Source organism: Chryseobacterium binzhouense (genome assembly GCF_007474545.1).
GTDB classification, from domain to species: domain Bacteria; phylum Bacteroidota; class Bacteroidia; order Flavobacteriales; family Weeksellaceae; genus Chryseobacterium; species Chryseobacterium binzhouense.
In genome coordinates this window covers 934466-958858 of the sequence record NZ_VKOG01000001.1, presented here as the reverse complement: position 1 = coordinate 958858, position 24393 = coordinate 934466, and the positions used below count along the sequence as shown (strand labels likewise).

At 31.9% G+C, this 24393-nt stretch carries 20 protein-coding genes; all 20 read right to left on the bottom strand.

The window, feature by feature from the left end; genetic code table 11:
- Positions 1–82 precede the first annotated feature (82 nt).
- The gene (locus FNE73_RS04395; protein ID WP_143883547.1) at positions 83–901 is read right to left on the bottom strand and encodes an OmpA family protein; all 819 of its coding nucleotides are present in this window, start codon (positions 899–901) and stop codon (positions 83–85) included.
- Between the two features lie 180 nt (positions 902–1081).
- On the bottom strand, positions 1082–1885 hold the full coding sequence (locus FNE73_RS04390; protein ID WP_143883546.1) for a patatin-like phospholipase family protein: 804 nt from the start codon (positions 1883–1885) through the stop codon (positions 1082–1084).
- Between the two features lie 150 nt (positions 1886–2035).
- Positions 2036–4297: a glycoside hydrolase family 3 C-terminal domain-containing protein gene (locus FNE73_RS04385; RefSeq protein ID WP_143883545.1), complete on the bottom strand. Its 2262-nt coding sequence runs from the start codon at positions 4295–4297 to the stop codon at positions 2036–2038.
- A 159-nt stretch (positions 4298–4456) separates the two neighbouring features.
- A complete protein-coding gene (locus FNE73_RS04380) occupies positions 4457–5002 on the bottom strand; it encodes a lipocalin family protein (RefSeq protein WP_143883544.1) in 546 nt (181 codons plus the stop codon).
- Positions 5003–5113: 111 nt separating this feature from the next.
- The gene (locus tag FNE73_RS04375; protein ID WP_143883543.1) at positions 5114–5848 is read right to left on the bottom strand and encodes a LytR/AlgR family response regulator transcription factor; all 735 of its coding nucleotides are present in this window, start codon (positions 5846–5848) and stop codon (positions 5114–5116) included.
- 23 nt (positions 5849–5871) lie between these two features.
- On the bottom strand, positions 5872–7656 hold the full coding sequence (locus FNE73_RS04370) for a histidine kinase (protein ID WP_143883542.1): 1785 nt from the start codon (positions 7654–7656) through the stop codon (positions 5872–5874).
- Positions 7657–7972: 316 nt separating this feature from the next.
- Positions 7973–8794: a hypothetical protein gene (locus FNE73_RS04365; RefSeq protein ID WP_143883541.1), complete on the bottom strand. Its 822-nt coding sequence runs from the start codon at positions 8792–8794 to the stop codon at positions 7973–7975.
- A gap of 3 nt (positions 8795–8797) precedes the next feature.
- Positions 8798–9973 (bottom strand): DUF3696 domain-containing protein, encoded by a 1176-nt coding sequence (locus FNE73_RS04360; RefSeq protein ID WP_143883540.1) that lies wholly within the window; start codon positions 9971–9973, stop codon positions 8798–8800.
- The gene (locus FNE73_RS04355) at positions 9963–12059 is read right to left on the bottom strand and encodes a GmrSD restriction endonuclease domain-containing protein (protein ID WP_143883539.1); all 2097 of its coding nucleotides are present in this window, start codon (positions 12057–12059) and stop codon (positions 9963–9965) included. The genes FNE73_RS04360 and FNE73_RS04355 overlap by 11 nt, the downstream gene beginning before the upstream one ends.
- Positions 12060–12066: 7 nt before the next feature.
- Complete coding sequence (locus tag FNE73_RS04350) at positions 12067–13131, bottom strand: DNA cytosine methyltransferase (RefSeq protein ID WP_143883538.1); 1065 nt, start codon at positions 13129–13131, stop codon at positions 12067–12069.
- An 8-nt stretch (positions 13132–13139) separates the two neighbouring features.
- Entirely contained in the window at positions 13140–14261 is a 1122-nt protein-coding gene (locus tag FNE73_RS04345) for a DNA cytosine methyltransferase (RefSeq protein WP_143883537.1), read from the bottom strand.
- A 271-nt stretch (positions 14262–14532) separates the two neighbouring features.
- Entirely contained in the window at positions 14533–14952 is a 420-nt protein-coding gene (locus tag FNE73_RS04340; RefSeq protein WP_143883536.1) for a very short patch repair endonuclease, read from the bottom strand.
- 54 nt (positions 14953–15006) lie between these two features.
- Positions 15007–15294: a hypothetical protein gene (locus FNE73_RS04335; RefSeq protein WP_143883535.1), complete on the bottom strand. Its 288-nt coding sequence runs from the start codon at positions 15292–15294 to the stop codon at positions 15007–15009.
- A 20-nt stretch (positions 15295–15314) separates the two neighbouring features.
- Positions 15315–16928 carry a hypothetical protein gene (locus FNE73_RS04330; protein WP_143883534.1) on the bottom strand — a complete coding sequence of 538 codons (1614 nt, stop codon included), beginning with the start codon at positions 16926–16928 and terminating at the stop codon, positions 15315–15317.
- A gap of 164 nt (positions 16929–17092) precedes the next feature.
- Positions 17093–17740 carry a hypothetical protein gene (locus FNE73_RS04325; RefSeq protein WP_143883533.1) on the bottom strand — a complete coding sequence of 216 codons (648 nt, stop codon included), beginning with the start codon at positions 17738–17740 and terminating at the stop codon, positions 17093–17095.
- A 548-nt stretch (positions 17741–18288) separates the two neighbouring features.
- Positions 18289–18927: a hypothetical protein gene (locus FNE73_RS04320; RefSeq protein WP_143883532.1), complete on the bottom strand. Its 639-nt coding sequence runs from the start codon at positions 18925–18927 to the stop codon at positions 18289–18291.
- Between the two features lie 963 nt (positions 18928–19890).
- A complete protein-coding gene (locus FNE73_RS04315; RefSeq protein WP_143883531.1) occupies positions 19891–21138 on the bottom strand; it encodes a site-specific integrase in 1248 nt (415 codons plus the stop codon).
- A 129-nt stretch (positions 21139–21267) separates the two neighbouring features.
- Positions 21268–22281, bottom strand: a complete 1014-nt coding sequence (locus tag FNE73_RS04310; RefSeq protein WP_143883530.1) for a hypothetical protein — start codon at positions 22279–22281, stop codon at positions 21268–21270.
- A gap of 93 nt (positions 22282–22374) precedes the next feature.
- On the bottom strand, positions 22375–23088 hold the full coding sequence (locus FNE73_RS04305) for a hypothetical protein (RefSeq protein ID WP_143883529.1): 714 nt from the start codon (positions 23086–23088) through the stop codon (positions 22375–22377).
- Between the two features lie 32 nt (positions 23089–23120).
- Positions 23121–24392: a DNA polymerase gene (locus tag FNE73_RS04300; protein ID WP_143883528.1), complete on the bottom strand. Its 1272-nt coding sequence runs from the start codon at positions 24390–24392 to the stop codon at positions 23121–23123.
- Between the last annotated feature and the right edge of the window lies 1 nt (position 24393).

Sequence of the window (24393 nt, the reverse complement as noted above, 5' to 3'; positions counted from 1 at the left end):
TTGAAGATTTTTTTAACGTAACCTTTTCAAATTTTTATCTGCAAAAGCATTAACATTAATTGAAGTTTTAGCGATTTTAAATTTATTTATCAACAATTAAGACTTCAACTCTTCTGTTTTTTATTTTGTCAGCTTCCGATTTTTCGGGATAAACTATAGGATTGAGATGTCCTAATCCTTTTACCTGAATCCTTTCCGGACTGATGCCGTATTTTACCAGATATTTTTTAATTGCATCTGCTCTTGTGAAAGAAAGGTTGTAGGTTCCCAGATCAAGATCCTGCCCGTCAAAATTATCATAATCACAGCAAATATGCCCCTGCAATTCCACTTTAAGCAAAGGATTTTCACGCATTTTCTTTACAAAAAGAATCAGCGAATGATTAGCTTTTGGAAGCCAAATATGACGACCACCCTCAAAATTGATATTCTGTATAGAGAGAGTATCACCTTTTTTCATTTTTGAAACATCCGTACTTATGAAATCCGGTAAAAGCTTTTTTTGAATTTTTTCATTGTCTTTAAAAATTTTTTCAATGAAAATATCAACCCTTCTATTTCTACTTTTAAGCTCTTCTGTACTGTTGTCGTTGATCTGCTTTTGCTCTCCCAGCCCCTTAATGCTTACTACTTTTATGTTATCCTTACTTTTTATTGCTAAATATTCTGCAACAGCCAATGCTCTTTTTTCAGAAAGCTTCATATTGTAAGCATCACTTCCAGAAGAATCACAATTACCAAAAATTTTAAATTTCAGACTTTTATTAAGCAGCGACAAACTATCTAGTTTTCTGATTGATTCGTTATCAAGCCCGGAAGAATTAGTCTGAAAATAAACAGATGTCATCATCTGACCATACAGTTTCATTGATACAATCAAAAATAAGATAACATATTTCATGGCAATTCGTAAGTTTTTTGATTTAATTAAATCTCACTATTATTATTAGAACCATAAAAAAAACATTTTATTGCCTGAAACTTTTCAGCAAAAAACTTCTTACTGACAATGAGAGAATATGGATTACAAATTATAAAAATACGCTGCCGACTTTTTATGCTGAATTAAACTGAAGTATCATTAATTTTCAGCTGTATTCTTTAAAGAACTAAAAAAATGACTTTCTGAAAAACTTTCTCTGGCTGCTTGGTAGCCAATATTAAAAATCTGCTCCAATCTGTCTTTTTTACGTTCAAAAGTTCCGTATTTTGAAAGTTCCTGAGAAGAAATCAGCCAGTCGCAATGCTCAAATTTTATTTTTTCTATTCTGTAGGAAAGCAAATCATAAGATCGTGAAACAATAGCTTTAATAGTCTTCAAATCATTGATTTTTATATCATTGGGCGGAGATACAAACACTCCGATCAGCTGATCGCAGTCTTTACGGATGATATCTGCCGGAAAATTATTGAGTACACCGCCATCACAAAACATTTCATCAGCCAATACATACGGCGTAGTAATTCCGGGAATAGAACACGAAGCAATAATTGCATCAGAAACCAGAAAATCTTTTTCAAATATTTTCTCTGTCCCCGAAACCAATTCTGTAGCAACAATTTTAACTTCTTTTGGAAGATCTCCTATTTTCATGTCTTTAAAAATAGGTTTAAGATAATTATTAAAAATCACTGATGAAACCAATCCCGGCTGATTGAAAGCAAAATGTTTCCAGTTGAAAAAATATACTGACTGAAAAAAATCAAGAATTTCTTCCGGCTTTTTCCCGACTGCATATAAACAACCCACAATTGAACCTGCACTGCAACAGGAAAGAATATCAATATCAATATTTTTCTCAGACAAAAACTTTAAAACTCCTGCATGAGCAATGCCTTTGGTTCCGCCACCTGATAAAACAAGTCCTATTTTCTCATCCTTCATTGAATAAAATTATAAAAATGCTGCAAACTTTCAAAATTAAATTTAATCTTAACTATTAATTTCACCTATAAAAAAAAGTTTACTGAACAGAATGCTCAATAAACTTTATGATAATTTTTCGTTATAATCAGAATTTTAATGATTTACCGACTATTTCAACGTAAATTTTATTTTTGTCTTAATATTGTCTGAAGAATTTCCGATGTGTGCTTCAAAATCGCCCGGCTCTGCAATCCAGTCATGTTTTTCAGGATCAAAATAACTTAAAGCCGATTTATCAATAGTAATCGAAACCTGCTTTTCTTCTCCCGGATTTAGAAATACTTTCTCAAAACCTTTAAGTTCTTTCAAAGGACGAGGCAATGATGATTTTAAATCACTGATGTATAACTGAACCACTTCTGAACCTGCTTTTTTGCCGGTATTTTTAACTGAAACCGTAAAAGTTATCTGATCATTTTGTGAAATGGCAGTTTTATCAGCTTTAGCTTTACCAAATTCAAATGTCGTATAACTTAAACCATGTCCGAAACTGAATAAAGGCTTAATTTTTTGGGTATCATGCCATCTGTAACCCACCAATATTCCTTCATTATACGTAATATTGATCAGATTTTTTTGATCTTTTCCTTTTCCGGCAGCCAATTCTTCTTTATTCCCCGGATATTCTCCTAATTGATGAGCAGAATTATCTTCCAGTTTTACAGGGAAAGTAAACGGAAGTTTTCCGGACGGATTAGCATCTCCTGCTAAAACTGATGCAATTGAATTTCCAGCCTCTGAACCTAAATACCAAGCCTGAACAACAGTAGGAACTTCTTTAATCCACGGCATTGCCACTGCATTTCCTGAAACAAGAACTACCGCAAGATTTTTATTCGCTTTAGCTAATGCCGAAATTACATTATCCTGATTGTACGGAAGTCCGTAGCTTTTTCTGTCGTTTCCTTCACTGTCCTGAAAATCAGCTTTATTTAAGCCTCCTACAAAAATTACATAATCAGAATTTTTTGCCAGTTCTACTGCTTCATTCAGCAATTCAGACGGAGAACGGTCATCTTTAAGATCCTGACCAGATTTTACGCCATTATATTCTCCGCCAATATCTCCTACATAGCCTCTTGCATACTGTACATCAGACTGTTTTCCGAATCTTGATTTGATTCCGTCTAAAGGAAGGGTCTCATATTTCACTTTTAACGAAGAAGAACCACCTCCAACAGTCATTATTTTGATTGCATTTTCCCCAATTACTGCAATTTTTTTAGCCTTATTAATATCAATCGGAAGAACATTTCCCTGATTTTTCAATAATACAATTCCCTCCTCTCCTATCTCTTTGGCAATAGCTTTATGCTCTTCAGAAGCAATATTCCCAAAAGGTTTTTTGGTATTCATTGTCGTCTTAAAAGCCAGATTTAAAAGTCTTGTCACTTTATCATCAAGCTCTGCGGTTCCTACTTTTCCGGATTTAATTAAATCTAAGTAAGGTTTTGCCAGATAATAATTATCGTAAGCATTTTTTGTCCCTGCCGAAAGTCCGTTGGTCCAACTTCCGAATTCAAGATCCAATCCGTTATGAATAGCCTGCTGTGTGTCATTTACCGCACCCCAGTCAGAAACTACCACTCCTTTGTATTTCCATTCACCTTTCAAAATATCATTCAAAAGATATTTGTTCTGACTCGCATACTCACCTTTGTACATATCATAAGCTCCCATAATCGTCCAGGAATCGCCTTCTGTAACTGCGGCTTTAAACGGCGGAAGATAAATTTCATATAATGCTCTGTCATCTACAATTACATTGCTCGTATGACGGAACATTTCCTGATTGTTCATCGCAAAATGTTTCACAGAAGTTGCTACGCCATTAGATTGTACCCCTTTAATGTAAGGAACCACCATTTTGGAAGTTAAATACGGATCTTCGCCCATATATTCAAAATTTCTTCCGTTAAGAGGAGTTCTGTAAATGTTTACTCCGGGACCTAAAAGTATATCTTTCTTTCTGTATCTCGCCTCTTCACCCAAAGCTTTTCCGTAATTCCATGACATTTTTTTGTTCCAGGTTGCAGAAAGAGCAGTGAGAGCAGGATAAGCTATAATTGAATCATTCGTCCATCCTGCCTGATTCCATTCGTCCCACATTACTTCCGGACGAACTCCATGCGGACCATCTGTGGTCCAGAATTCAGGAATTCCCAATCTTGGTACGCCGGGTGAACTGAATTTTGACTGTGCGTGAAGCATGGCTACTTTTTCTTCAAGAGTCATTCTTGAAAGAGCATCTTTCACCCTTAATTCCACAGGTTTAGTTTCGTCCAGATAAACAGGAGTTTTTGTATCTTGAGCCATAAGAGGGCTTGTCATCAAAGCAAATAAGCCAATAAAGGCAGTTTTCTTCAGCATAAAAAACTATTATTAATTAATTTCAAAATTACAAAAAATTTTATTATCTCAAATTGAGAAAATAAAATTAAAATGTTAAAATAAAATTAATTACGGCTTACATTTATCTTATAAGGGCGAATATTCTAAGCTATTTATCTTGTTACTTTAAAAGAAAAACTATTGCTTATCATGTTTTACCCAAATCAAATCATCTGTATTATATCCTAATTTCTGAGCTTTTTCAATAAATCTTTGTTTATAGCTTTCGGGAATTTGTGTAGTTCGGGAAAGAATCCATATATATTTCGTGCTGTTTCCTACAACGAGAGCGTATTGATAATTTTCATCAATATCAATTACATTATAACCAGCCCATATCGGTTTAAAAAAAGAAACTTTAAGTCTGGCTTCAGATTTACCATTGACAAATCTCGCTTCGCCAACCGATTCTTTCCATTCTTTTTTCACATAATTATACCCTCTGTTTTGTACTTTGATGGTTTCATCAGGATTTAATGAATAGGTAGCCGTTACATTATCCATGTTTTTTTCAAACTTATAATCAAAACGGGCAATTTCGTACCATTTTCCCAGATATTTATTAGAGTTGAAGTTTTTTACCGCAGTCGCTCCTTTAGGAATTCCTACTGAACAAGAACTAAGAATAAATAATCCTAAAATTCCTAAAGAAACAGGAATGGCAACTTTTTGTAGGGTTTTCATATCGTCTATTTTTATAGAGATAAAAATTCAAAAATGATGCCTAGATGATCTTAATACGATAATCAACATTAAATGAATCATCAATGTTGGATCAGTCGAACACATTCGTCATTAAGAAAAAACTTTAAGAAACTGATCTTTAAAACTTCCCGAAACCTCTATTTCGGTATTATCTAAAAGCGTTGCTGTACCACTTTTATGATATGATTTCACAAAATTGCTGTTGATGATGTGAGAGCGATGTACCCTGATAAAAGGATGTTCCAGCAGATCATCAAAATGTTTAAGAAAACGGCACACCATTTTTCTGGAACCATCTGTGAGATACACCTGCGTAAAATTTCCATCTGCCTGCAACCTGAGAATGTCTTCTGTTTTTACTACGTCAAATCCTTGTAAAGTAGGAAGAATAAGCTGTTGCTTTTCCGGTTTCAGCTTCAGATTTTCCAGAAGAACTTTATTACGGTTGATTTCTTCTTTATTATGAATACTTTCTGCCACTTTATTAACAGCAACAATCAATTCCTGTATATCAATCGGTTTCAGAATATAGTAACTGGCAGATTTGTTCAGAGCCTGTAAAGAATATTGAGAAAATGCAGTAATAAAAATCGTTTCATAAGAGAAATCTTTCGTTGCTTCCAACACATCAAAAGCATTTCCGAAAGGCATCTCTACATCTAGAAAAACAAGCTGTGGCCGTTTTTCGACAATCAGCGGAACAGCTTCTTTAATATTTTCCGCTTCGCCTAAAACCTCAATCTGCGGACAGTATTTGATGAGATAGTTTCTTAAAACTTCTCTTGCGATCATTTCATCGTCTACAATTACAGCTCTTATTTTCATTTCTTTGAGATTAAAATTGAGATTCAACCATTTATCAACTTGTAAGAAATTTTAACGCGTACTCCCGGTATATCTTTCTTATCAGTAATGGCACAATCAATATTCTTTTGATACAGATCATTCAGTAAAGCAATTCTCTCCAGCGTATTTTTCATACCGCGACCTTTACGGCTTTTCTGATGTTCTGTTTTTTGCCTTTTACTTTCTTCAATTCCGATGCCGTTATCTTCTATCAAAATATTGAGAAAATCATTATTTTTTTCAAACTTTAAACTTAAAAACCCTTTTTCCGTGCGGTATCTTAAACCGTGCCAGATTGCATTCTCAAGAAAAGGCTGCACCAACATTCCGGGAACTTTTAAACTTTGAACATTGAGGCTTTCATCAACTTCTATCTCATAATCGAATTTATCCGTAAACCGGGTTTTCTCTAAAGACAAATAGTTGTGCAGCAAGTCTAACTCCTGCTGAAACGGAATGAAATCTTCCGTAGAATTCTCCATAACACCACGCATCAGTTTTGAAAATTTTGTCAAATACTGATTAGCTTCCAGCTCATTATTGGTAGCGATAAAATGATTTACAGAATTTAAGCTGTTAAAGATAAAATGCGGATTCATCTCACGTCGAAGCGACTGAAGGGCGATTTTTTTGTTTTTGACCTGTACTTTTTTAAGTGTTCTGAAAATAAAGATTACTAATCCTGATAAAATCATTAATGCCGCAATTAAACTGTAATTGAACATATTTTTCTTTCGGATTAGTTCATCTTTAAGCTTTTTTTCCTGTTCCAGCTGCTCAATCTTCATTTCAGTGTCTTCCAAAATTTTTTCATCTACCAGACTTTTATCTTTAGAAACCAAATCGGGCAGTTTTCCCAAAAAATCACGATACAAATTTACAGAAGCATCAATATTTTGTGATGTCTGATATAAGCTATCGAGCTTTTTAACCGTTTTCTGTGCCTCCAAAGTATGCCCTTTCTGTAAAGCAATTTTGTACGCATTTTTCAATAAAGCTATTGCTTCCTCTGGATCATTTTTCATGATATAAATTTCGGCAAGCTCCTGAATCTGCTCAACTTTTTTCTGCGAGTTTTCTTTTACAAAATTTTCCTCTAAAACCGATTTTTTTGCTTCAATGGCTTTATCAAAATTTTTATTTTCAACATAAAAATCGGTTAGTTTCTGATTGATCGCCAACGCCTGCTGTGGCGCCTCTTCCTTTGAAATTTTATACGCAGTATTAAGATTTTCTTCTGCTTTAGGAATGTTTTTATTTTCGATATTGACATCTGCCATCTGGCTGTAACCGGTAGCAAGATCTTCTTTATTATTTTCTTTTTCGCTGATGACAAGATTACTGCGGATTGCTTCAGCTTTCTGCACAGAAGTAGGAGCCGAAATTCTGGAAACATCATTAGAGTTTATATTTCTGCCTGTCCTGGAGTACCCTATTTTTGATGCCGATTCATAGTTACTGAGTGCAGACTTCAGTTTATTTTGATTTTCCTGTGACTGTGCCAGTTTCCGGGTTACTTTTTCAAGATTTTTTTTATCGTTGATCTTTTCGTAAATATTTTTTGATTTTAAAAAGTATTCTTCGCTCTTAGAGTAGTTTCCGGTTTTAAAATATGATTCCCCAATATTATAATACGATTCAGCTTCTGCAGGTTCGTCTTTGGTTCTTACTGCCTTTTTCAGTTTAGATGTTTCTGCTACAACCTCCTTTGCCACATCCTCCTGTGAATAAAGATTATTCGCAGAAAAGATCAGGATGATTAAAAGAATTATTCGAAAACATTTCATAACACAAAGATATACATATCTATATTACCGAAAAACAATTTCACCAAGTGAAAAGATGCTTTAACCAAGTCTGATGATGTAAAATTGTGGTATCTGAATATGCTTTATATTTCAGCGTATGATTGGGAAATAAAAAAGCCCCATAAATAGGGGCTTGTCGAGTTTTTGTAGTGGTCCCACCTGTAATGTCCCCCGTGTATTTATGTGGTATTAGATGGAGTTATATTTACTTTATATCAACTATCTATAAAAATATTGGAGTTGTATGGAGTGTTGTAGATGTAGATGGGTTTAAGCGTGTTTAAGAAAATAATACTTATTCTAAAAATATTTCTCTATTATCAACCTTAAAATTAGTATTTAAGCTATCCTCAAAGTATAGTGATGTACCTAAATGTTTTCTAGTATTCTCATCAAAAACTTCAATGTGCGCTTTTACTCCAGCATGCTTAGAAGATCCATCTACTACCCATAATTGATTAGTTCCAATTTTCTTATATACAACCCTTCCCTTATTTCTTTTATGATTAGTTTTAACAAACACCTTTTCGTTTTTGAGTATTGTTTGTGAATCTCTTGGAGCTATTCCGGATTTAATATCATATTGATCATCAGGATTATAAAATCCATTTTTTATAAGCCAATCCTCTACATTAGATTCATAAACTACACAGTCAATTTCAATAGTATCAACTTTATTTTTTATAACTTTGATATTATCAAAATCCTTAAACTCAGAATTGACAAAGTTTAAGAGAAATCCTTTTAAATCATTATTCTGTAATTTACGTTCAGCTAATTCAGCAGGAGAAAAACCTTGATATGGAATATCGTTATATTCATATAAAATATCTGAATCGTGCTGTTGTTCTTTTTGCCATATTTTGGGACTAATAAGATTAAGATTTTGAATAAAAAGAGAATTTATTGCATGATTTTTTTTAAGCATTGACCCTAACATAGTATCCGAAAAACCTATACGATAAAACAAATAATCACTGTTAAATGTTTTTCGCTGTGTTTCAGAGTGTTTACTTATTCTCGATATTGAACTTACAAAGAATCTTATAGCTTCCGCAAATTCATACTCATTTTTATATTGAGAATCTAATGAAGATTCGTTTAAAAAAATCTCCATAAATTATATATCAAATAAATAATTTAAATCTTTTACTGCTTGATCAAAAAAATCATCAGGCCAGAAACTGACATTACCATCCTGTTCTATTACAGGTGATTGATAAGTAGAATATATTTTAGCTTTTTCTTTAGATTTTATTCTGTCAAAAAAGAATAATTTAATCGATTCATTAAATACACCATTCTTTACAGCTATTCGAATTCCATTCAATAAATGATCACTATGAGTTTCTACAAAAATCTGAATACCAATTGTAGCAACTTTTGCAATTAACTGCCCTATTATGGATTGAGCCTTTGGATGAACATGAGATTCAGGATTCTCAATCACAAGAATATCCCCTTTTTTGGCACTTAATAGCGCAACAAGAACTGGTAAAATATAAGTAATACCAAAGCCAACATTTAATGGCTTCAATTCAGTTGTATTAATTCCATCTTCTTCAAATACATATCTCAATTTTATAGATTCAGAACCAGAAACCCTCTCTGTTTTAACTTTTGTACCAGGACTTATATAACTCATCCAAGCAGATACCTGAAATGCTAATTCATTATTATCAGTACCCTCAAAAACTAATTCATCAGATACTTTTTGCGTTCCGAAATAATCCAAATAATGAGCAGTATATTGACCGTGCTTTCCTAAGTTTTTATTTCTTACAACATTAAAATCTGATGTTTCATATTCATTTTTAACCCATCTATCAGCATTTAAATATTTGAAAGCATTATGCTTAAAGAGGGAAAGTATATTTAGATCTTTTAAATCTCTAAATTTATCGGCATCTTCTTCTGTAGAATAAGGCATAAAGTCAGAGCCTGAATATGTCCTTTCTTCTTCTGGATTATCAATGTCATTTACATCTCTTATAAAACGCCAGTCTTTTTTAATTTCTTGATTATTGACAAAAAAATCAAGCTTGAAATTTAGTTCTTCAATATCAGCAAATTCGTATAAAGCATCTTTAACCAGTCCAATTTGCACTAAATCTCCATTCAAAGCTAATCCTTCTTGAAGTAATCCTCTTTCATAAGATTGTCTCAATAATAAAAGGATTTGAATTATTGAGGATTTACCCATACCATTAAGTCCTGTTAGCACATTTAAATAACTGCAATCCAAAGAGAGGTTTTCTAAGGATTTAAAATTTTGAACTTGTATTTTAGTAATCATATTCCAATAATGTTGATTCAATAATTTTTTTAATCTCTGTAAAACGCTTTTTAACCCTAGATTTATCCCCTGTAGCAGATGTAATAGATTGGTTAAAGTAATCGTCTGTATTTAATAAGTTAATAAACTTTTCTACAACAAGATTTTTATTTATTATTAAAAAATCTAATTCGTCTTGCTCAAGCTTACTAAGAAGAACTGACCACACTTCAAATAAAGCTTTATTTATAGGCTTTCTTCTTCCATTGACTTCATATCTTTTTCTAAAAGCATGACTTTGAAAAATAGCAAAAGCTGCATTCATAGCCTTATCAAAATCTAATATTATTTCTTCCGCAGAAAAATTTATAACACCTGAACTTATACTATCCATGACATTGTTAAGAAAAGAATCCAAATCAGCATTATAACTATCATACGAAAAGATATAAAATGCTAAAAACCTAGTAACAAACTCTTGATCCAACATTCTATCTTCCGATATTGTGTGGGCTGTGGCAACCTTGAATGATCGTAATTCAGCAAGTCTCTGCACTATTTCTGTAGCTTTGCCTTGATATAATGCATTTCTAATCTCCTGAGTAGTTAGCGTTAGTCCTCCGGTATTAATTCTTTTAAACACATTAAATTTCAAAACTTTTGGAGTACCTGCAGCAATAATATAAGAAGTTATTTCAAACTCTTCAATCCTACGCTGTAGAGAAGGAGGCAATTCTGAAAATTTCTTTCCTGTAAACTGAGTTAAAAATTCTAAGTTTTCTAATCCAAAAGCCTCCAAATTAACGTAATTATGCAAAGAACTCAATCTCTGAAGCCCATCAACTACAAGCCAATGATCATCATCAGAACCATCAAAATAAAATGCGGGTAGAGGAAATCGAACTAAAATTGACTCAATTAATCGGCTTTGCTTAGTTATATCCCACAAATTTGCTTTTCTCTGAAAGCTTGTGTTCATATCAATCGCATCTGTTCTTAAACGCTTAATAAGAAGATCTAAAGACATTGTCTTTGTTCTAATGTCAACATCATTTGAATTAAAAGGATTTTCTATTATTTGATTGTCAATATTTGTCTCTATCTCAATATCATCTTCAAACTGTATATCTTGATTAATCTCATTTTGAATTTCTCTTTGAGTGGCAGCTTTCATTATAAAGCTTTTATTAACAATTTGATTCCATCCACTATTAGTCAATTCCCATATCCCTCTTTTAGGACTAGATATTAATCCTGCTTTTTTTAAATAAAATCTAGCCCAGGCCAACTGATATCCTAATTCAGTTCTAAAACCTTCATTATGATTATGAATTTTAAATCTTGCTTCATCTGTTAGTTTTAAACTATCACCTGCCTCAAGTTCTATTCTATTAATATTCGTAATTCCATTATGATTTTTTAGAATATCAATTGTTACTTGAAATAAATCTGGATAATTAGGAATTTCATCAGAATAACTTTTCAGATCAGTTATTAATTCTTCCATTTTTTCAAAATATTCACTGTGAATATCTTTTTGAATTTCAGAATGTAATATTTTACGATTATCTAAATAGTATTTAAACTCTTGTGGTCTAAAACAACAAACAATCTGCCCCTTAGATGTTTTATGTTGGGCAAAACCATTTTTCAAAGCTTTTGATATAGTAGTCACATCAACGAAACAATTGAAGGCTCTTCCAAAATTATGACCCCAGTCATGTATGTCCCATGCACAAATTATAACGTCAGAATAATTCTTATTTTTATAGATACCTAATATAAGACTAAATTCATTTTCTGTTTCCTCATTATAATTTAAAAACCCTTTTCTTTCTAATGCAGCAGAAAATTGAACTCTTTTTTCTTTAGGTCTTGACTCTCGTCCTCCAAAGGTCACTCTCTTTAGATAAATATGTAGTCTGATTTTTTTTTCGTTCCTCAATTCAATATCGAATACATAATACCCACCTCTTCCGTCTCCACGCAATGAATTTTTCCAGCCTAATTCATCGAAAATATCCTTTAATATCTCCAACTCACTAAAATCAGTAAACGGCTCTCCTATAACTAAAGTACCGTCTAAATTAGCTTCATATCTTATCATTTTTTAATTAAGCTTTTTCTTTTACATTATTTTTTTTAACAACCTCCAAAACATCTTCAAAATATAAAGATTTTATCTGACTTGCCAAAATTAAAGCTAACTTAGGAGGAACAGCATTTCCCACTTGCCTCCATTGATCCTTGAAGGAGCCTAAAATAATATATTCATCATCAAACGATTGTAATCTTTTAATTTCCGAAATTCTTAAAAACCTATTCTTCCAATGGAAAGGTCCCATATTATTAGAATGGCTAGCCTGAATTGTCCAAGACGGTCTATCTGGTGAAAGCTTTAGTAAAAAAGACCAATATCTTGATCTCCATTTAAAAGCTGGATTCTCATGTCCTCTTTCTTTTGTAAAAAAAAGATAATTATCTCCAGGAGGAATTTCTTTTAACAAATGCTTATGCTTTGATCCTGCTTGCATTTTACTATCTTCATCTAAATCAAAATCAATATCAAATAATACATCACCCGCAGTAACCCAACGGGGTGTTGCTTTTTCAAAGTTTGTTTTCTCAGGAAATACAAACTCTTTCATTCCTTTTTTAACTCCAATTGCTATGAATCGCATTCTAGTTTGAGGAATGCCATAATCTGCGGCATTTAATACGTCATAATATAAGTTATACCCAAGCCTCTCACACTCAGCTTCAACAAACTCAAGAGCATCCTTATGAGGCTTATAGATAAATCCGTGAACATTCTCAAATAAAAAAAACGATGGATTCAATTCTTCTACTGCTCTAAAATAATTTGAGACAGTCATAGATCCATCATCATCATTTATACCTCTCTTTTTTTCAGTCCTATAAAATCGTGATTTAGAAAATGGAGGGCATGGCGGTCCTCCTACAAGACCATCAATAGCACCATACTTTTCACGAATTTCACTAAAATTCACATTCTCTATTGAATCACATACAACCTCTGTTTTTGGAAAATTCTCTTTTAAGGACTTACAAGCAACATCCCATATATCTGAGGCATAAACTACGTCAAATCCTGCTTTGTGAAATCCTTCATCTATACCTCCTACTCCTGAAAAAACACTTACGATTTTAGGGTTCATATTACTAACTAAATGTTTTTAATTAAAAATTCCACCATAGACTTTCCTAATAATGGTGGCACGGCATTACCAATTTGCTTATGAATTGATCTACGACTTCCCTTGAAAATATAATCTTCTGGAAAGGTTTGTATAGCTGCAATCTCTGGAACTCGCAACCTCCTATCATTCCAATGAAATGGCCCTACCCAAGGTCCTGGCTGAGCAGCTATTGTCCAAGAAGGCAATTCAGGATGAAGCTTTAGCAGAAAGTTCCAAAATCTTGTATTTGCCTTAAACATTGGGTTTGGATTTCCATTACGCTCTGTTAAAGCAAAATAGTTTTCGCCAGGTGGTATCATTTTTAATGCTTCATCATACGTTTTACCAATAGTCAACTCTTCTTTTTCAAAATATTTTTCTTCATCATACTTACCAATCCAATTAACAACCTTTTCATAGGGCTTTACATCATTCTTAGCAAATATCTCCAATTGAGAACCATGCGTCTTTTGAGGCTCTCCTTTAATTTTTTTTCTTGTACCAATAAAAAAAACTCTTTTTCTTTTTTGAGGAACACCAAAATCTAATGCATTAGCCCTATAAACAATTAAATTATATCCCAGTAAGTCTGCAAATTCTTGGATTTGCTCAACAGCAATTTTATTCTTGGGATGTAAAATACTTTCAACGTTTTCTAACAAAAATCCGTCTGGAAGCAATTCAGAAATAATTCTTAAATATTCACCAATCATATTTCGTGGATCTTTATCTCCCAATCTATTATTAGCCCAATATCCTGCCTTCGAAAAAGGCTGGCAAGGTGGTCCTCCAATCAATATTAGCTTATCAGAACTATTTTCTTTTAATATATTTGAGTAATTAGAGCCATAAACATTTCTTATATCCTCATGAAAGTGAGTAGAATTTTTAAAAATTTTATTACTCCTCATTGTTTCAACACTATCTTTGTCAAAATCTAAACTTGAAATAACATTTACTCCAGCCAACTGAGCACCTATATCTAAGCCTCCTGCCCCTGAGAAGAAACTAATTGCATTAATCTTTGATTCAGCACTTTTTTCAAAAGTATCCTTATCATTTGCAGTAAAGTTTTTATCGTTAAAGTCATCTCTTTTTATATTTCTCATACTCTTCAACCTCTATTCCTAAATTATAACCAACAAAGATAAGCGTTTTATCTTGACTAAGATTTTTATTCTTCATGACAAAATCACTGTAGCTATTAATTTTAGACTGGTAAAAACAAAGCTATAATAGTAAAGCGACAAAACATGTCGCTTTATAAATAAATTAGAATTTAATGTAATGATAAAATAGCATTGTATAATTATTTGGCTATCGATGTATAATATTAAAGAAACTTAAATGTATTTCCTCAATCTCAAATAATTTATAATCTTATTCAGTTTTAATCTTATTATATAATTCTATTAATGTATCTTCTCTTTTTTTAACGCCTAGTTCACATTCCCAAACTGTAATCACATTCCAACCTAACTTTTCTAACTCAACTCTATTTATCTCATCCCTTTCAACATTTCTCAATATCTTTGGTATCCAATAATCTGTATTGCTTTTAGGCATCCTATTCAATTTGCAGTTATTATGAGCGTGCCAAAAGCAACCATTTACAAAAATTATTGTTTTATATTTTGGAAGCACGATATCTGGATTTCCAATTAATTTCTTATTATGAATTCTATATCTCAATCCTTGACTAAAGAGAAACTTACGAACAATCATTTCAGGCTTCGTATTTGTCTTTTTAATTTTGCTCATTATCTCACTTCTCTTTTCTTTTGAAAACTTATCTTTCATGCTGTTAATTTTGATTATGAAAAGTAATATAGATCCTGATAGATTAAAAGTAGATCAAAAACCAAGCTTTTGTTTACACTTCTTTAATTGATTTTCATTAAACAATAACTGAAACTCTTCAGATAAAGCTAAATGCTCTATTGATAAATCTTCTCTACCAGCCATTAGCAAGTCCGCTAGTCCAGAGGTCCCATGACCATCTATCAATTTTGTCGCCCCTTCAAAATACCCATATTCATCTAACATTCTTTGCAATTGCTTAAATGAATGAATCTTTTTCATTTCCGAAACATTTTTTGCTAGTTGAAATTCAAATTTCAATTTTAAATCAGTTGTATCCATATGATTATATTGGTCATTATCTAATATTCCTTTGCTATCATTTCTGATTCATTAAAAGCAATATAAGAGAATGGTATTTTTAAAATATCTCTAATATGTTTCAGGAATCTTTCATCTGTTGGATTAGGTTCGTTCGGGCCCACTATAACAAGCCTTTTTTCTTTACTAGTATGTTCTCGATACATATAATCAAACAACTGACCTAAACCTTCTCTAATACAAGAATATGCACTAGTAAAAGGCTTTATTTCATATATAAAGATTTTATCTGCAGTAATCCGTTTGGCATCGATATATCTTTTTTCTCCCGAACATGCATCATCTGGATATTGTGTATTCAAATATTCAACAAAACGATTTTGAATCCTATTGTGTATACGGTTTACTGTGACTGAAGCTATTGCACTTCTTTGAAAACTTGTTTCTATTTTAACTCTATATCCTTCATCATCAGGTTCATCAAAAACAACAATCTCTCCGTATTCATCCTCTTCCTCACTATCCTCTTGCCAATCAGCAGCGTGCCATCCGAATACTTTACTAAACCTCTCACCATCCTTATCAGCAGTTAGCTTATGAACTGTGCCTGCATATGTTTCTCCAGTTTCATGAGAAAAACCCACCTCCAAAAATTCAACATTAATATGATGTCCTAAAAGGCTATCATCATGCCAATAAATTCCCCCTTCCCTTTCTACCACCTGTGCATATGCAATTATTGTCAATTTTCCGTAGGCTCCTTGAGATTTGACAGCTATAATATCACCTGCTTTCATATCAGATAAATGTCGAAAGTAACTTTTGATTTTACTAATAGCTGGCGAGCCACTGTTCCAATTATTCTCAACAAAGTCGTCAACTTCTTTATGCTTCTTTCCCATATAGCTACTAAAATCTAACCAATCTAACCAGCCTATTGCGATGCAACGATTATCAATAAATTTATCTATAACAGAAACTGTATCGTAGCCTTCATCGTCGCTATACTTACTACCAATTATAAAATAATTCCTTTTATCGGTCTTATCACGTTCTGCAAATTCTGAGTAAACTCTATACGCAAAATCTACAATATCTTCATCATTAGTTTTTTTGCTGATAATTGCCTGTTGAATAACTAAAATATTATCCCCATTGGTAAAGGAATAACCCAGTCCTCTAGCAATAGATAGTAATGCTCTTCTACTATATATTGAAAGTAGCTGCTTTTTTGAAAAGAGACATGCAAGTTTCCATTTAACAATTGCATGAAATTCATTATCAACTATAGCCTCCCAATTCTCTTCTAAAGAATTATGTACAATATCAATAATTAAATTTCTTATAGTTTCAAAAGCTTGATTTAATGTAGCCCCACGTTTACTCTTGTAAGCATATTTACCTTCCATAGTAAATCGACCATCCTTGAATTGCTTATTTTCACCTGCTTGTGGTTTCCACAATTCAAATTTATTGCTTTGCATACCACCAATCTCTCCTAGACTTTTAGTCCCATACTCTAACCAGTAGCACAATGAATCGTGATTTGACAAGTCAGCATATTCATCAATTGTCATGACTTTTATTCGTTCCAGACTCCAGGAAGATAAAAAATTTTGAAGAGTAATGTCATATTGTTTAGGATTTAACTGCATGAGATTTTTTTAAATATTACATACTAAATTAAGAATAAAATTAGTTCTTCATGAATATATAATTTGAATACCCAAAAATACATTGAGAAAAAGCAATTACTAATTTTTTCATATTGAATATGATAGTGTCTATATAACAATAACGCTATTGTATTTTGATAGCATCATTTGGTTTCAAGATACTCTGAGATACTAAATGAATAATCATCAGAGTCTGGAATATTTTTTTCTGCTTTCTTTTTTGCTTTTAACCATCGGTCTGTTACATCTCTTTGAGACACCAGTATTCTTTCGGAGGTATCATTGATTTGGTCTTCTGTATTGATATAGTACTGGGTAAATACCTGTTTCACTGGATAACTGAAATATTCTACAGGAATAATACATGATTTCAACTCATCTATTACCCAGTTTTCATTTGGTTTCCAGTTGTACTTAGTTTTGGAATTTGCAATAGAACTCAAGACGGGATCTAAAGAATCAGACATACTTCTGCAATTAAGTTCATTCCCATTATCAAGAACAAGAATAACTTCTCCTTCAATAGTAGCAGTTTTGTAAATATTTTTGGTATTATTTTTTAGAATGCCTTTGAATGCATATAGTGTAGATACAGGATTGTTATTTCTTCCTATCGAACTGCTTAATACAATGAAATTACTGAACTTATTTTTTTCGACTAAAAATTTTTCTGTTCCATCTTCATTGAGATATGAGGTATCTAATTCATTATTGGTTGATTGTTTATTGCAGTTGATGAGGGCTAATGAAGTAAATAGAATAAGTAGTAATGTAGAAAATTTCGTTTTCATTTTATTATTTATTAGGTTTTCAATCTTATAGACTTTTATCTGATATTCCTTACTGAAACCCGTAATGATATATGAAAACAAAAAACAGGCTTGAAACATTATCTCTACCTGTCTTTGAGGGGGTCGAAGCCCTGTACAACAAAGTAAAGCAATGCCCAAGCCCAAGCCTGAACATTTTGCTAAACTTTATCCTGTTGTACTTTTGAATTTTCGACCTTTCAAAGACAGACGTCAGTTTGCGAAATGTAATATGTTTATTTAATTTTTAAATATTTCTAATCTTATATAATTTGTTTTTTTTACTGTTGTAAAGCTATTAATTTTAACAGTTTCAAACAACATTTTTATGTTTTAACCTTAATAACAATTCAATATTCTTCAATCTCAATAAGGATAAAACTTAATTTGAGTAGTGTTCTCGGTTCAAAAATCGGGTTTTATTTCAATTTGGGTGTCTGGCATCAAACCCAGTTATAAATTAATCTACTTTGTTAAAAACAATGTTTATATAAAGGAGCATTTTAAAGCACCAGTTTTGTATTTTAATTTCACTTTTTATCAAAGCTGCAAGTAATAATTATTTTTCGCCTAACGCAGTATCCACTTATAACTTTGTATTCCTCAAGTAAACCTTTTTCATAAAGAGCTTTTGTCCAATTTGAAATGCTTTCCACACTTACCTCTAATCGTTTTGCAGTATACTCCCTTTTTGCAAAATACTCTATAATTCCTTTGCTAATTGAATTATACTCTCCCCAAAGCAGTTTTTCTCCTGTTTTTAAATCTTTATGGGAGTAAATTTCAATAGGTAGCTTTATGTTTCTCCTGTCTTTATTTTCTACTCTTTCAGCATCATTAATTTCTAACTCCTGAATATTTTTATAGTGGTCAGTTAAAAAATATTGTCTTCCCTTCTTAAGTAAATATTGCTTTTCTACGAGATTTTTCCGACAGTTCCCAACAATATTAGGATGTAAATTAAGTAATTCCCCAATCTTTTTATTTGTCATTTGATTAAATCCGAGTTTCTTTTTCAGGGAAAAATCCAAGCCCAACATCAGCTTTTCATTTAGGGACAATTCTTTATTTGATAAGATTTCAAAAGGAATTTCTATTATCAATTTCTTTGTAAATCCTAAATGCGGTGCGAACTCATCTTCAAAGTTCCCTTCAGTATATCTTTTCACTGTACTATTTTTTTATGTGATAAATTCTGTTTCCTTACTGATAGTAGTAGTGAGTTCAAGAGGTTTAATTTACTACAGACTCAAAAAATTCATGTCCTTTTTCATTGTAGTACCACTCGATTCCTTTGTTGTATCTGAGAGGTTTAATATGACTACTTTCGTAAAAACTACTACCATTATTACTTTTTTCAGGGAGTAACAGTACTACTTTATACCCAATTGTGCATTTTAATTCACCTAATATTGCATTTCAATCTGAACGATCTTGCATTTCAATATCACCAAATTTGCATTTCATTCTTACCAAATATGCATTACATTTTCACCAATCATGCACTTATAATTAATGACATAATTAAACAGTTCAATTAAAAACCATAATTAAAAAAAAGATGACTGTTAACTGACTGGAGGCGGTAAAACCGCCTCTCTTTTTTTTCTCCTTCGGAATATCAATAAAAGGGTTTGTCGTTTTAACAATTAGTAGCTCTTGGAATTAGATAGTATTGAACTGTTTTAATAATGTTCCTTTGAATAAATGAAATTAAACAAATCACGTCATTGATTTTAAACATTATTCTCCATTGGAAAACTTTTAATTGAGAATCTCTATTGGATTTTACATATGATTATGTAGAACATCGCTGAAAACATTTCCTACAAAAGAAATTATTAAATTTTCAGTTTGGATTCTTTTTCAATATTTTGGAATTATAATTAACTGATGTTGTGTAATTCAAAAGTACTTCTGGACTTCGTCGTGTTAAATAATCAAAGGTTTGCAAACTATATTTAACAGGAGGTTATGTCATATTTCTTTCTAAGTTTGTTTGTTCTTAAGTTTTGGATCCGCAGGTAAGCCCAAGTTTCTTTGAGTGCCTTCCTCCTAAAAAAAAAGACACTGAAAGAAAACAAAAAGTAAAAACCTGCTTATTTGGCAGGTTTTACTATTAATGTAAAAATCTATGCTGATTTACTGAAGTATTCTTTTAACAATTCTGCATTCTCATCCTGCGATATTTTGATATAGCTATTAAAAGCTTTTTCAGTTCTGTGCCCCGTGATATTCATAATTACCCTTGTTGGAACACCCCTTTTAAACATATTAGTAGCAAAAGATCTTCTAGCTGTATGAGTACAAATCATTTCATATTTTAAAAGATTTTCCTCAATCCTTTCTTTACCTTTATTTCTAATTTTTAGAATTTTATCATTAATTTTTGCCAAGTCACCCAACACTTTCAAATTTCTATTCATTGTTTGATTAGATACAGATTTCGGAAGATTGTTCGGATTATCTTTGTACTTATCCATGATCTCCCTTACTGCTGGAAGAATCGGAATATTTACCCATTCACTCGTCTTTATGGTTTTGATTCTAAGAATATCACCAACAATATGTTCCTGCTTTACTTGGCTAAAATCACTAAACCTCAACCCTGTATAACAACCGAAGACAAATAAATCCCTCGTTCTTTCCATTGTTTTATCACTACTTAAATCCAATTTTAAAAGCTTGGAAATCTCTTCTTCGCTGAGGTAAATATTATTGACGTCTTCTCTTACGGTTTTAAAATTTTTATGCTGGTAGCCTGTGAAAGTGTTATAACCGTCCTCAGTTGCTGAGTTTAAAATCGCTTTAAGATTTTTAATGATTTTACCAAAACCATTATTAGTCAGCCCTTCAATTCCTGTATAAAAATCCATGAAGTCATAATAAAAATCAATATCAAAACTCATCCAGTCTAATTTGTTTCTGCTATAGTCCTGATAATCTTCAAGCTTATGTAAAGCAGTACGATAGCTTTTAATCGTACTTGCTGTAAGACGATTTTTACCATTTTCTAAGTACTTTTCAGCATATTCAAAGAACGTATATTGCTTCTTTTTCTCCGTTCCATTCTTATCAGCATTGTAAACAGACTTTACATAATCTGTGGTAGGATCATTGCCATCGATCAGCATACCATTAACGATATCTTCCACTTTCTGACGAATTCCCTTAATGTAAATATTAAATCTGTCAGAACCGGGATAACTTCTCTTTACCATTTGTGTTCTTTCATCCCAGTATTTTTCGTCAATATTCTTATGAGTTGAAAAATGAGTTGTCTTCTTTTTATGAGTATACCTCAGCATCAGAAGGGATTCAGGACTTTTCTTTTTCTTCTGATAATCAAGCTTACTCAGGATAAATTTAAATGTTGCCATTATTTTAATTTTTTAGATTGCTAACTGTAAATTTTGCGACATAGTTTTGTTGTGGTAACTTTAGCCCTAAACCACTATGCGCTACAACAGTTAGGGCTAAAGTTTCTTCATTAACTTTTTGAAAATTATCTAAAAGGGTGCAGGATCGTAAGAATCTTCAAGCTCTTCTATAGATTTTTTTCGTTTGCTTTTTTGTGACGGTGATAAGTCCATCATATTAATAAGCTCTAAAATCTCTTTGTAAATAGGTATTTGGAATGCTACGTCTTTCATTTGTTCAATATTTTTAAGAACAGCATAAAGAATGTTTGATACATCTGTTTTCTGCGGAAAAAATTGATAATCTGCTTTCTCAACTAAGCTATTTCGCAGTTTACATAATAAACGACTAAGTCTGTTAACTATAATGTAATCTTCTTCAGTATAATCGTTAATCATCAAATCTTCAAAATAAAGATCAATTCCAAAATATTTTTTTGGATTGCTGAATTTTAATTCATGCTTCATAATTCCCTCGGAAGGAAAACAGCCTTTAATCAATGTACCTTTCATTTTAGCATTGGCAACAGCATTATAAATTTTGTAGTGCAAACCTAATTTTGAATTTCCGAACATTTTCATACCACCTTTATTATACTCTAAGTCCCATTCTTTAAGTCCAATTAGATTATTTAGATATGATTTCATATCTATCGATACCTTTTCAAACGCACCATATTCAAACTCAAGTATTTTTGATTTTTCAATATCAATATTCAGTATCTCTCTGATTTTATTTGCAAATTCAGCGATTTTGTCTTCGTTAAATCTAACGTGATTGTGTCCATACAAAAAATAAGGCATGCTGGATTTCAAAATGATGCTTCCGTCTTTTTTAAAGTACAGCGCAATATTTTTAAGATGCTCATCATCTTCACTGTTGATGGTATATTGGTTTTTCAAAACAGGATGTTCGGTAAGGTTTTCCATTTTTATTGATGCTGAATCTTCTTTTGAGATTCGTAGTGAGATAAAATCTACCTGATTATTGTAGAAATTAATTGATTTTGACTTTTCCATTGCTGTAAAATTTTTGTGGTTGTTAATTGCTTTGTTGGTATTCAAATCGGCTGTACTACCTATGAATTCTACTTTTGTTGTCATGTATGTATTTAATTATTTATATTTTTGAAAATAATTAGCCTAACCTAATGTGAGATTAGGCTGAAATTTTAATATTTTATAAAGCCTTAGGAGTTAGTTGTGGATTTTTAGCATTTTTCTATGCTCGAAAATGATTTCTCGCATTTCTGTTTCCAAATATGAATTCATAAAATCTGAGTAATTACGTAATTTTAAAAATTCATGTCTCTTTTTTATTGTAACAGCTTCATTAATAACAATTTCATTGCTTACAGAATATTTATATATATTATATTCTATTTTTCTATCAACACTAATAAATTTTCTGGAACTTGCTGTTTCGTAGTCTTGTGTATATCCTTCAAGTTCAATCTTGTTATTAAAGTGGGCTTCATCTTCAATCGATTTACTCAATATAAATCTTAAACCTTTCACTTTAGCACTAGAAATATCAATATTCAGAAGTTTTATAATTACATGTCTTAGATTATCCCACAAATTCCTGTCAGTTTTATTTTCTATAAGATCAATGAAATATGCCGGCATTTCTAAATCAAGTACTATTTTTTCATTTGAGAATTTTACAAGTAGGTCATATTCATACGAACTATATACATTAGGATCAAGCTTAAAAGCTTCTTCTTTAGACTTCTTTTTTATTAGATTTCGCCAATAAATATTTTTTAAGTTCACATTTTTGACGATTAGCTGTATATTCGAAATCCATAACAAATCGTCGGCTGTCTCGAATTTTGACATATTCGAATTGTTTTGTTGTACATTGGTTACATTACCAATATTTACAGTTTTAAAATTTACTTCTGTCATTTTTTTTATGATTTTAGAATTAATAATATTATTTAATGAGCTACTGCCCAATTTTCACCTTTACCAAGCTCTATTGTAAGAGGTATAGACAGCCTTACAACATTCTCCATCTCATATTTTATCACTTTTTCCATAATCGCGACTTCATCTTCAGGGACTTCAAAAAGTAGTTCATCATGAATTTGAAGTATGATTTTTGAATGCAACCTCTTTGCTGACATCGCTTTGTCACAGTTAACCATTGCCATTTTGATAATATCGGCTGCGCTTCCCTGTACAGGAGAATTCATTGCAAGGCGTTTTCCTTTCTCTCGAGTACTCAAATCATTAGAAGACAGTTCGGGAATTGGCCTAGTACGTCCGAACAATGTTCTGGAATAACCATGATGATCTGCATAATCCACTAATCCTTCCAAGCAGGATTTTACTCCATTGAACTCGGCAAAATAATCTGACATCATTTTTTCAGCATCTTCCTTAAAATGATGTTTCTTTGTAATTGCTGTAAGAGATTCCGCTAAACCTACCGCTGACATTCCGTAGATTAGTCCAAAGTTGATTGTTTTGGCAATCTTCCTCTGTTCTTCGCTTACTTCCGAAATTTTACAATTAAACACTTTAGAAGCCGTTAGTTCGTGAATATCGATACCATTATTATAAGCATGGAGTAAAAAGCTGTCCTGACTTATCTCAGCCATAACCCTAAGTTCAATCTGCGAATAATCTGCACCAATCAATAAACATCCTTTTTCAGCAATAAAAACCTCTCTGAACTTGGAAGCGATAATTTTAAGTTCATCAGTTTCGTTGTCCTTAAGTTTTACATTAGGAATATTCTGTAAATTCGGATTACTACAGCTAAATCGTCCTGTAGCTGTTTCTATCTGATTTAAGTTGCAATGAAGTCTTTTTGTTTTCGGGTGAATTTCTTTCAATTGATTACAGAAGTTTAACAGAGTGTTGGTTTTCCTATAATCCAAGATGAGTGATACAATTTCGTGATCCTCTTTCAGTTTCTCTAAGTGTGATTTATCAACAGAAATCAATCCCGATTTACCTTTGGTAGTAACTTTCGGTTGAATTTCTAACGTTTCAAAAAGCAGAGTACTCAGCTGTTCATTGCTGTTAAGATTAATTTCTGATCCCGCGATTTCTGATATTTTTTCAGTGGTCATTTGTAGTCGATTCAATAGCTGATGTTCTACACGTTCTAATTTCTTCGTGTCTATTTTTACACCACTGAATTCGATTTTAGCGAGAACACGTATTAAATCGTGTTCTAACTGATTAATAGCTATATCCATT

What these genes read in the sequence shown, in the direction of transcription:
- FNE73_RS04355 (WP_143883539.1), bottom strand. Translation starts at nt 12,059, where the DNA reads ATGATAAGATATGAAGCTAATTTAGACGGTACTTTAGTTATAGGAGAG.
- FNE73_RS04345 (WP_143883537.1), bottom strand. Translation starts at nt 14,261, where the DNA reads ATGAGAAATATAAAAAGAGATGACTTTAACGATAAAAACTTTACTGCA.
- FNE73_RS04380 (WP_143883544.1), bottom strand. Translation starts at nt 5,002, where the DNA reads ATGAAAACCCTACAAAAAGTTGCCATTCCTGTTTCTTTAGGAATTTTA.
- FNE73_RS04330 (WP_143883534.1), bottom strand. Translation starts at nt 16,928, where the DNA reads ATGCAGTTAAATCCTAAACAATATGACATTACTCTTCAAAATTTTTTA.
- FNE73_RS04350 (WP_143883538.1), bottom strand. Translation starts at nt 13,131, where the DNA reads ATGAACCCTAAAATCGTAAGTGTTTTTTCAGGAGTAGGAGGTATAGAT.
- FNE73_RS04335 (WP_143883535.1), bottom strand. Translation starts at nt 15,294, where the DNA reads ATGGATACAACTGATTTAAAATTGAAATTTGAATTTCAACTAGCAAAA.
- FNE73_RS04385 (WP_143883545.1), bottom strand. Translation starts at nt 4,297, where the DNA reads ATGCTGAAGAAAACTGCCTTTATTGGCTTATTTGCTTTGATGACAAGC.
- FNE73_RS04325 (WP_143883533.1), bottom strand. Translation starts at nt 17,740, where the DNA reads ATGAAAACGAAATTTTCTACATTACTACTTATTCTATTTACTTCATTA.
- FNE73_RS04300 (WP_143883528.1), bottom strand. Translation starts at nt 24,392, where the DNA reads ATGGATATAGCTATTAATCAGTTAGAACACGATTTAATACGTGTTCTC.
- FNE73_RS04305 (WP_143883529.1), bottom strand. Translation starts at nt 23,088, where the DNA reads ATGACAGAAGTAAATTTTAAAACTGTAAATATTGGTAATGTAACCAAT.
- FNE73_RS04360 (WP_143883540.1), bottom strand. Translation starts at nt 9,973, where the DNA reads ATGATTACTAAAATACAAGTTCAAAATTTTAAATCCTTAGAAAACCTC.
- FNE73_RS04395 (WP_143883547.1), bottom strand. Translation starts at nt 901, where the DNA reads ATGAAATATGTTATCTTATTTTTGATTGTATCAATGAAACTGTATGGT.
- FNE73_RS04370 (WP_143883542.1), bottom strand. Translation starts at nt 7,656, where the DNA reads ATGAAATGTTTTCGAATAATTCTTTTAATCATCCTGATCTTTTCTGCG.
- FNE73_RS04340 (WP_143883536.1), bottom strand. Translation starts at nt 14,952, where the DNA reads ATGAAAGATAAGTTTTCAAAAGAAAAGAGAAGTGAGATAATGAGCAAA.
- FNE73_RS04310 (WP_143883530.1), bottom strand. Translation starts at nt 22,281, where the DNA reads ATGACAACAAAAGTAGAATTCATAGGTAGTACAGCCGATTTGAATACC.
- FNE73_RS04315 (WP_143883531.1), bottom strand. Translation starts at nt 21,138, where the DNA reads ATGGCAACATTTAAATTTATCCTGAGTAAGCTTGATTATCAGAAGAAA.
- FNE73_RS04390 (WP_143883546.1), bottom strand. Translation starts at nt 1,885, where the DNA reads ATGAAGGATGAGAAAATAGGACTTGTTTTATCAGGTGGCGGAACCAAA.
- FNE73_RS04365 (WP_143883541.1), bottom strand. Translation starts at nt 8,794, where the DNA reads ATGGAGATTTTTTTAAACGAATCTTCATTAGATTCTCAATATAAAAAT.
- FNE73_RS04375 (WP_143883543.1), bottom strand. Translation starts at nt 5,848, where the DNA reads ATGAAAATAAGAGCTGTAATTGTAGACGATGAAATGATCGCAAGAGAA.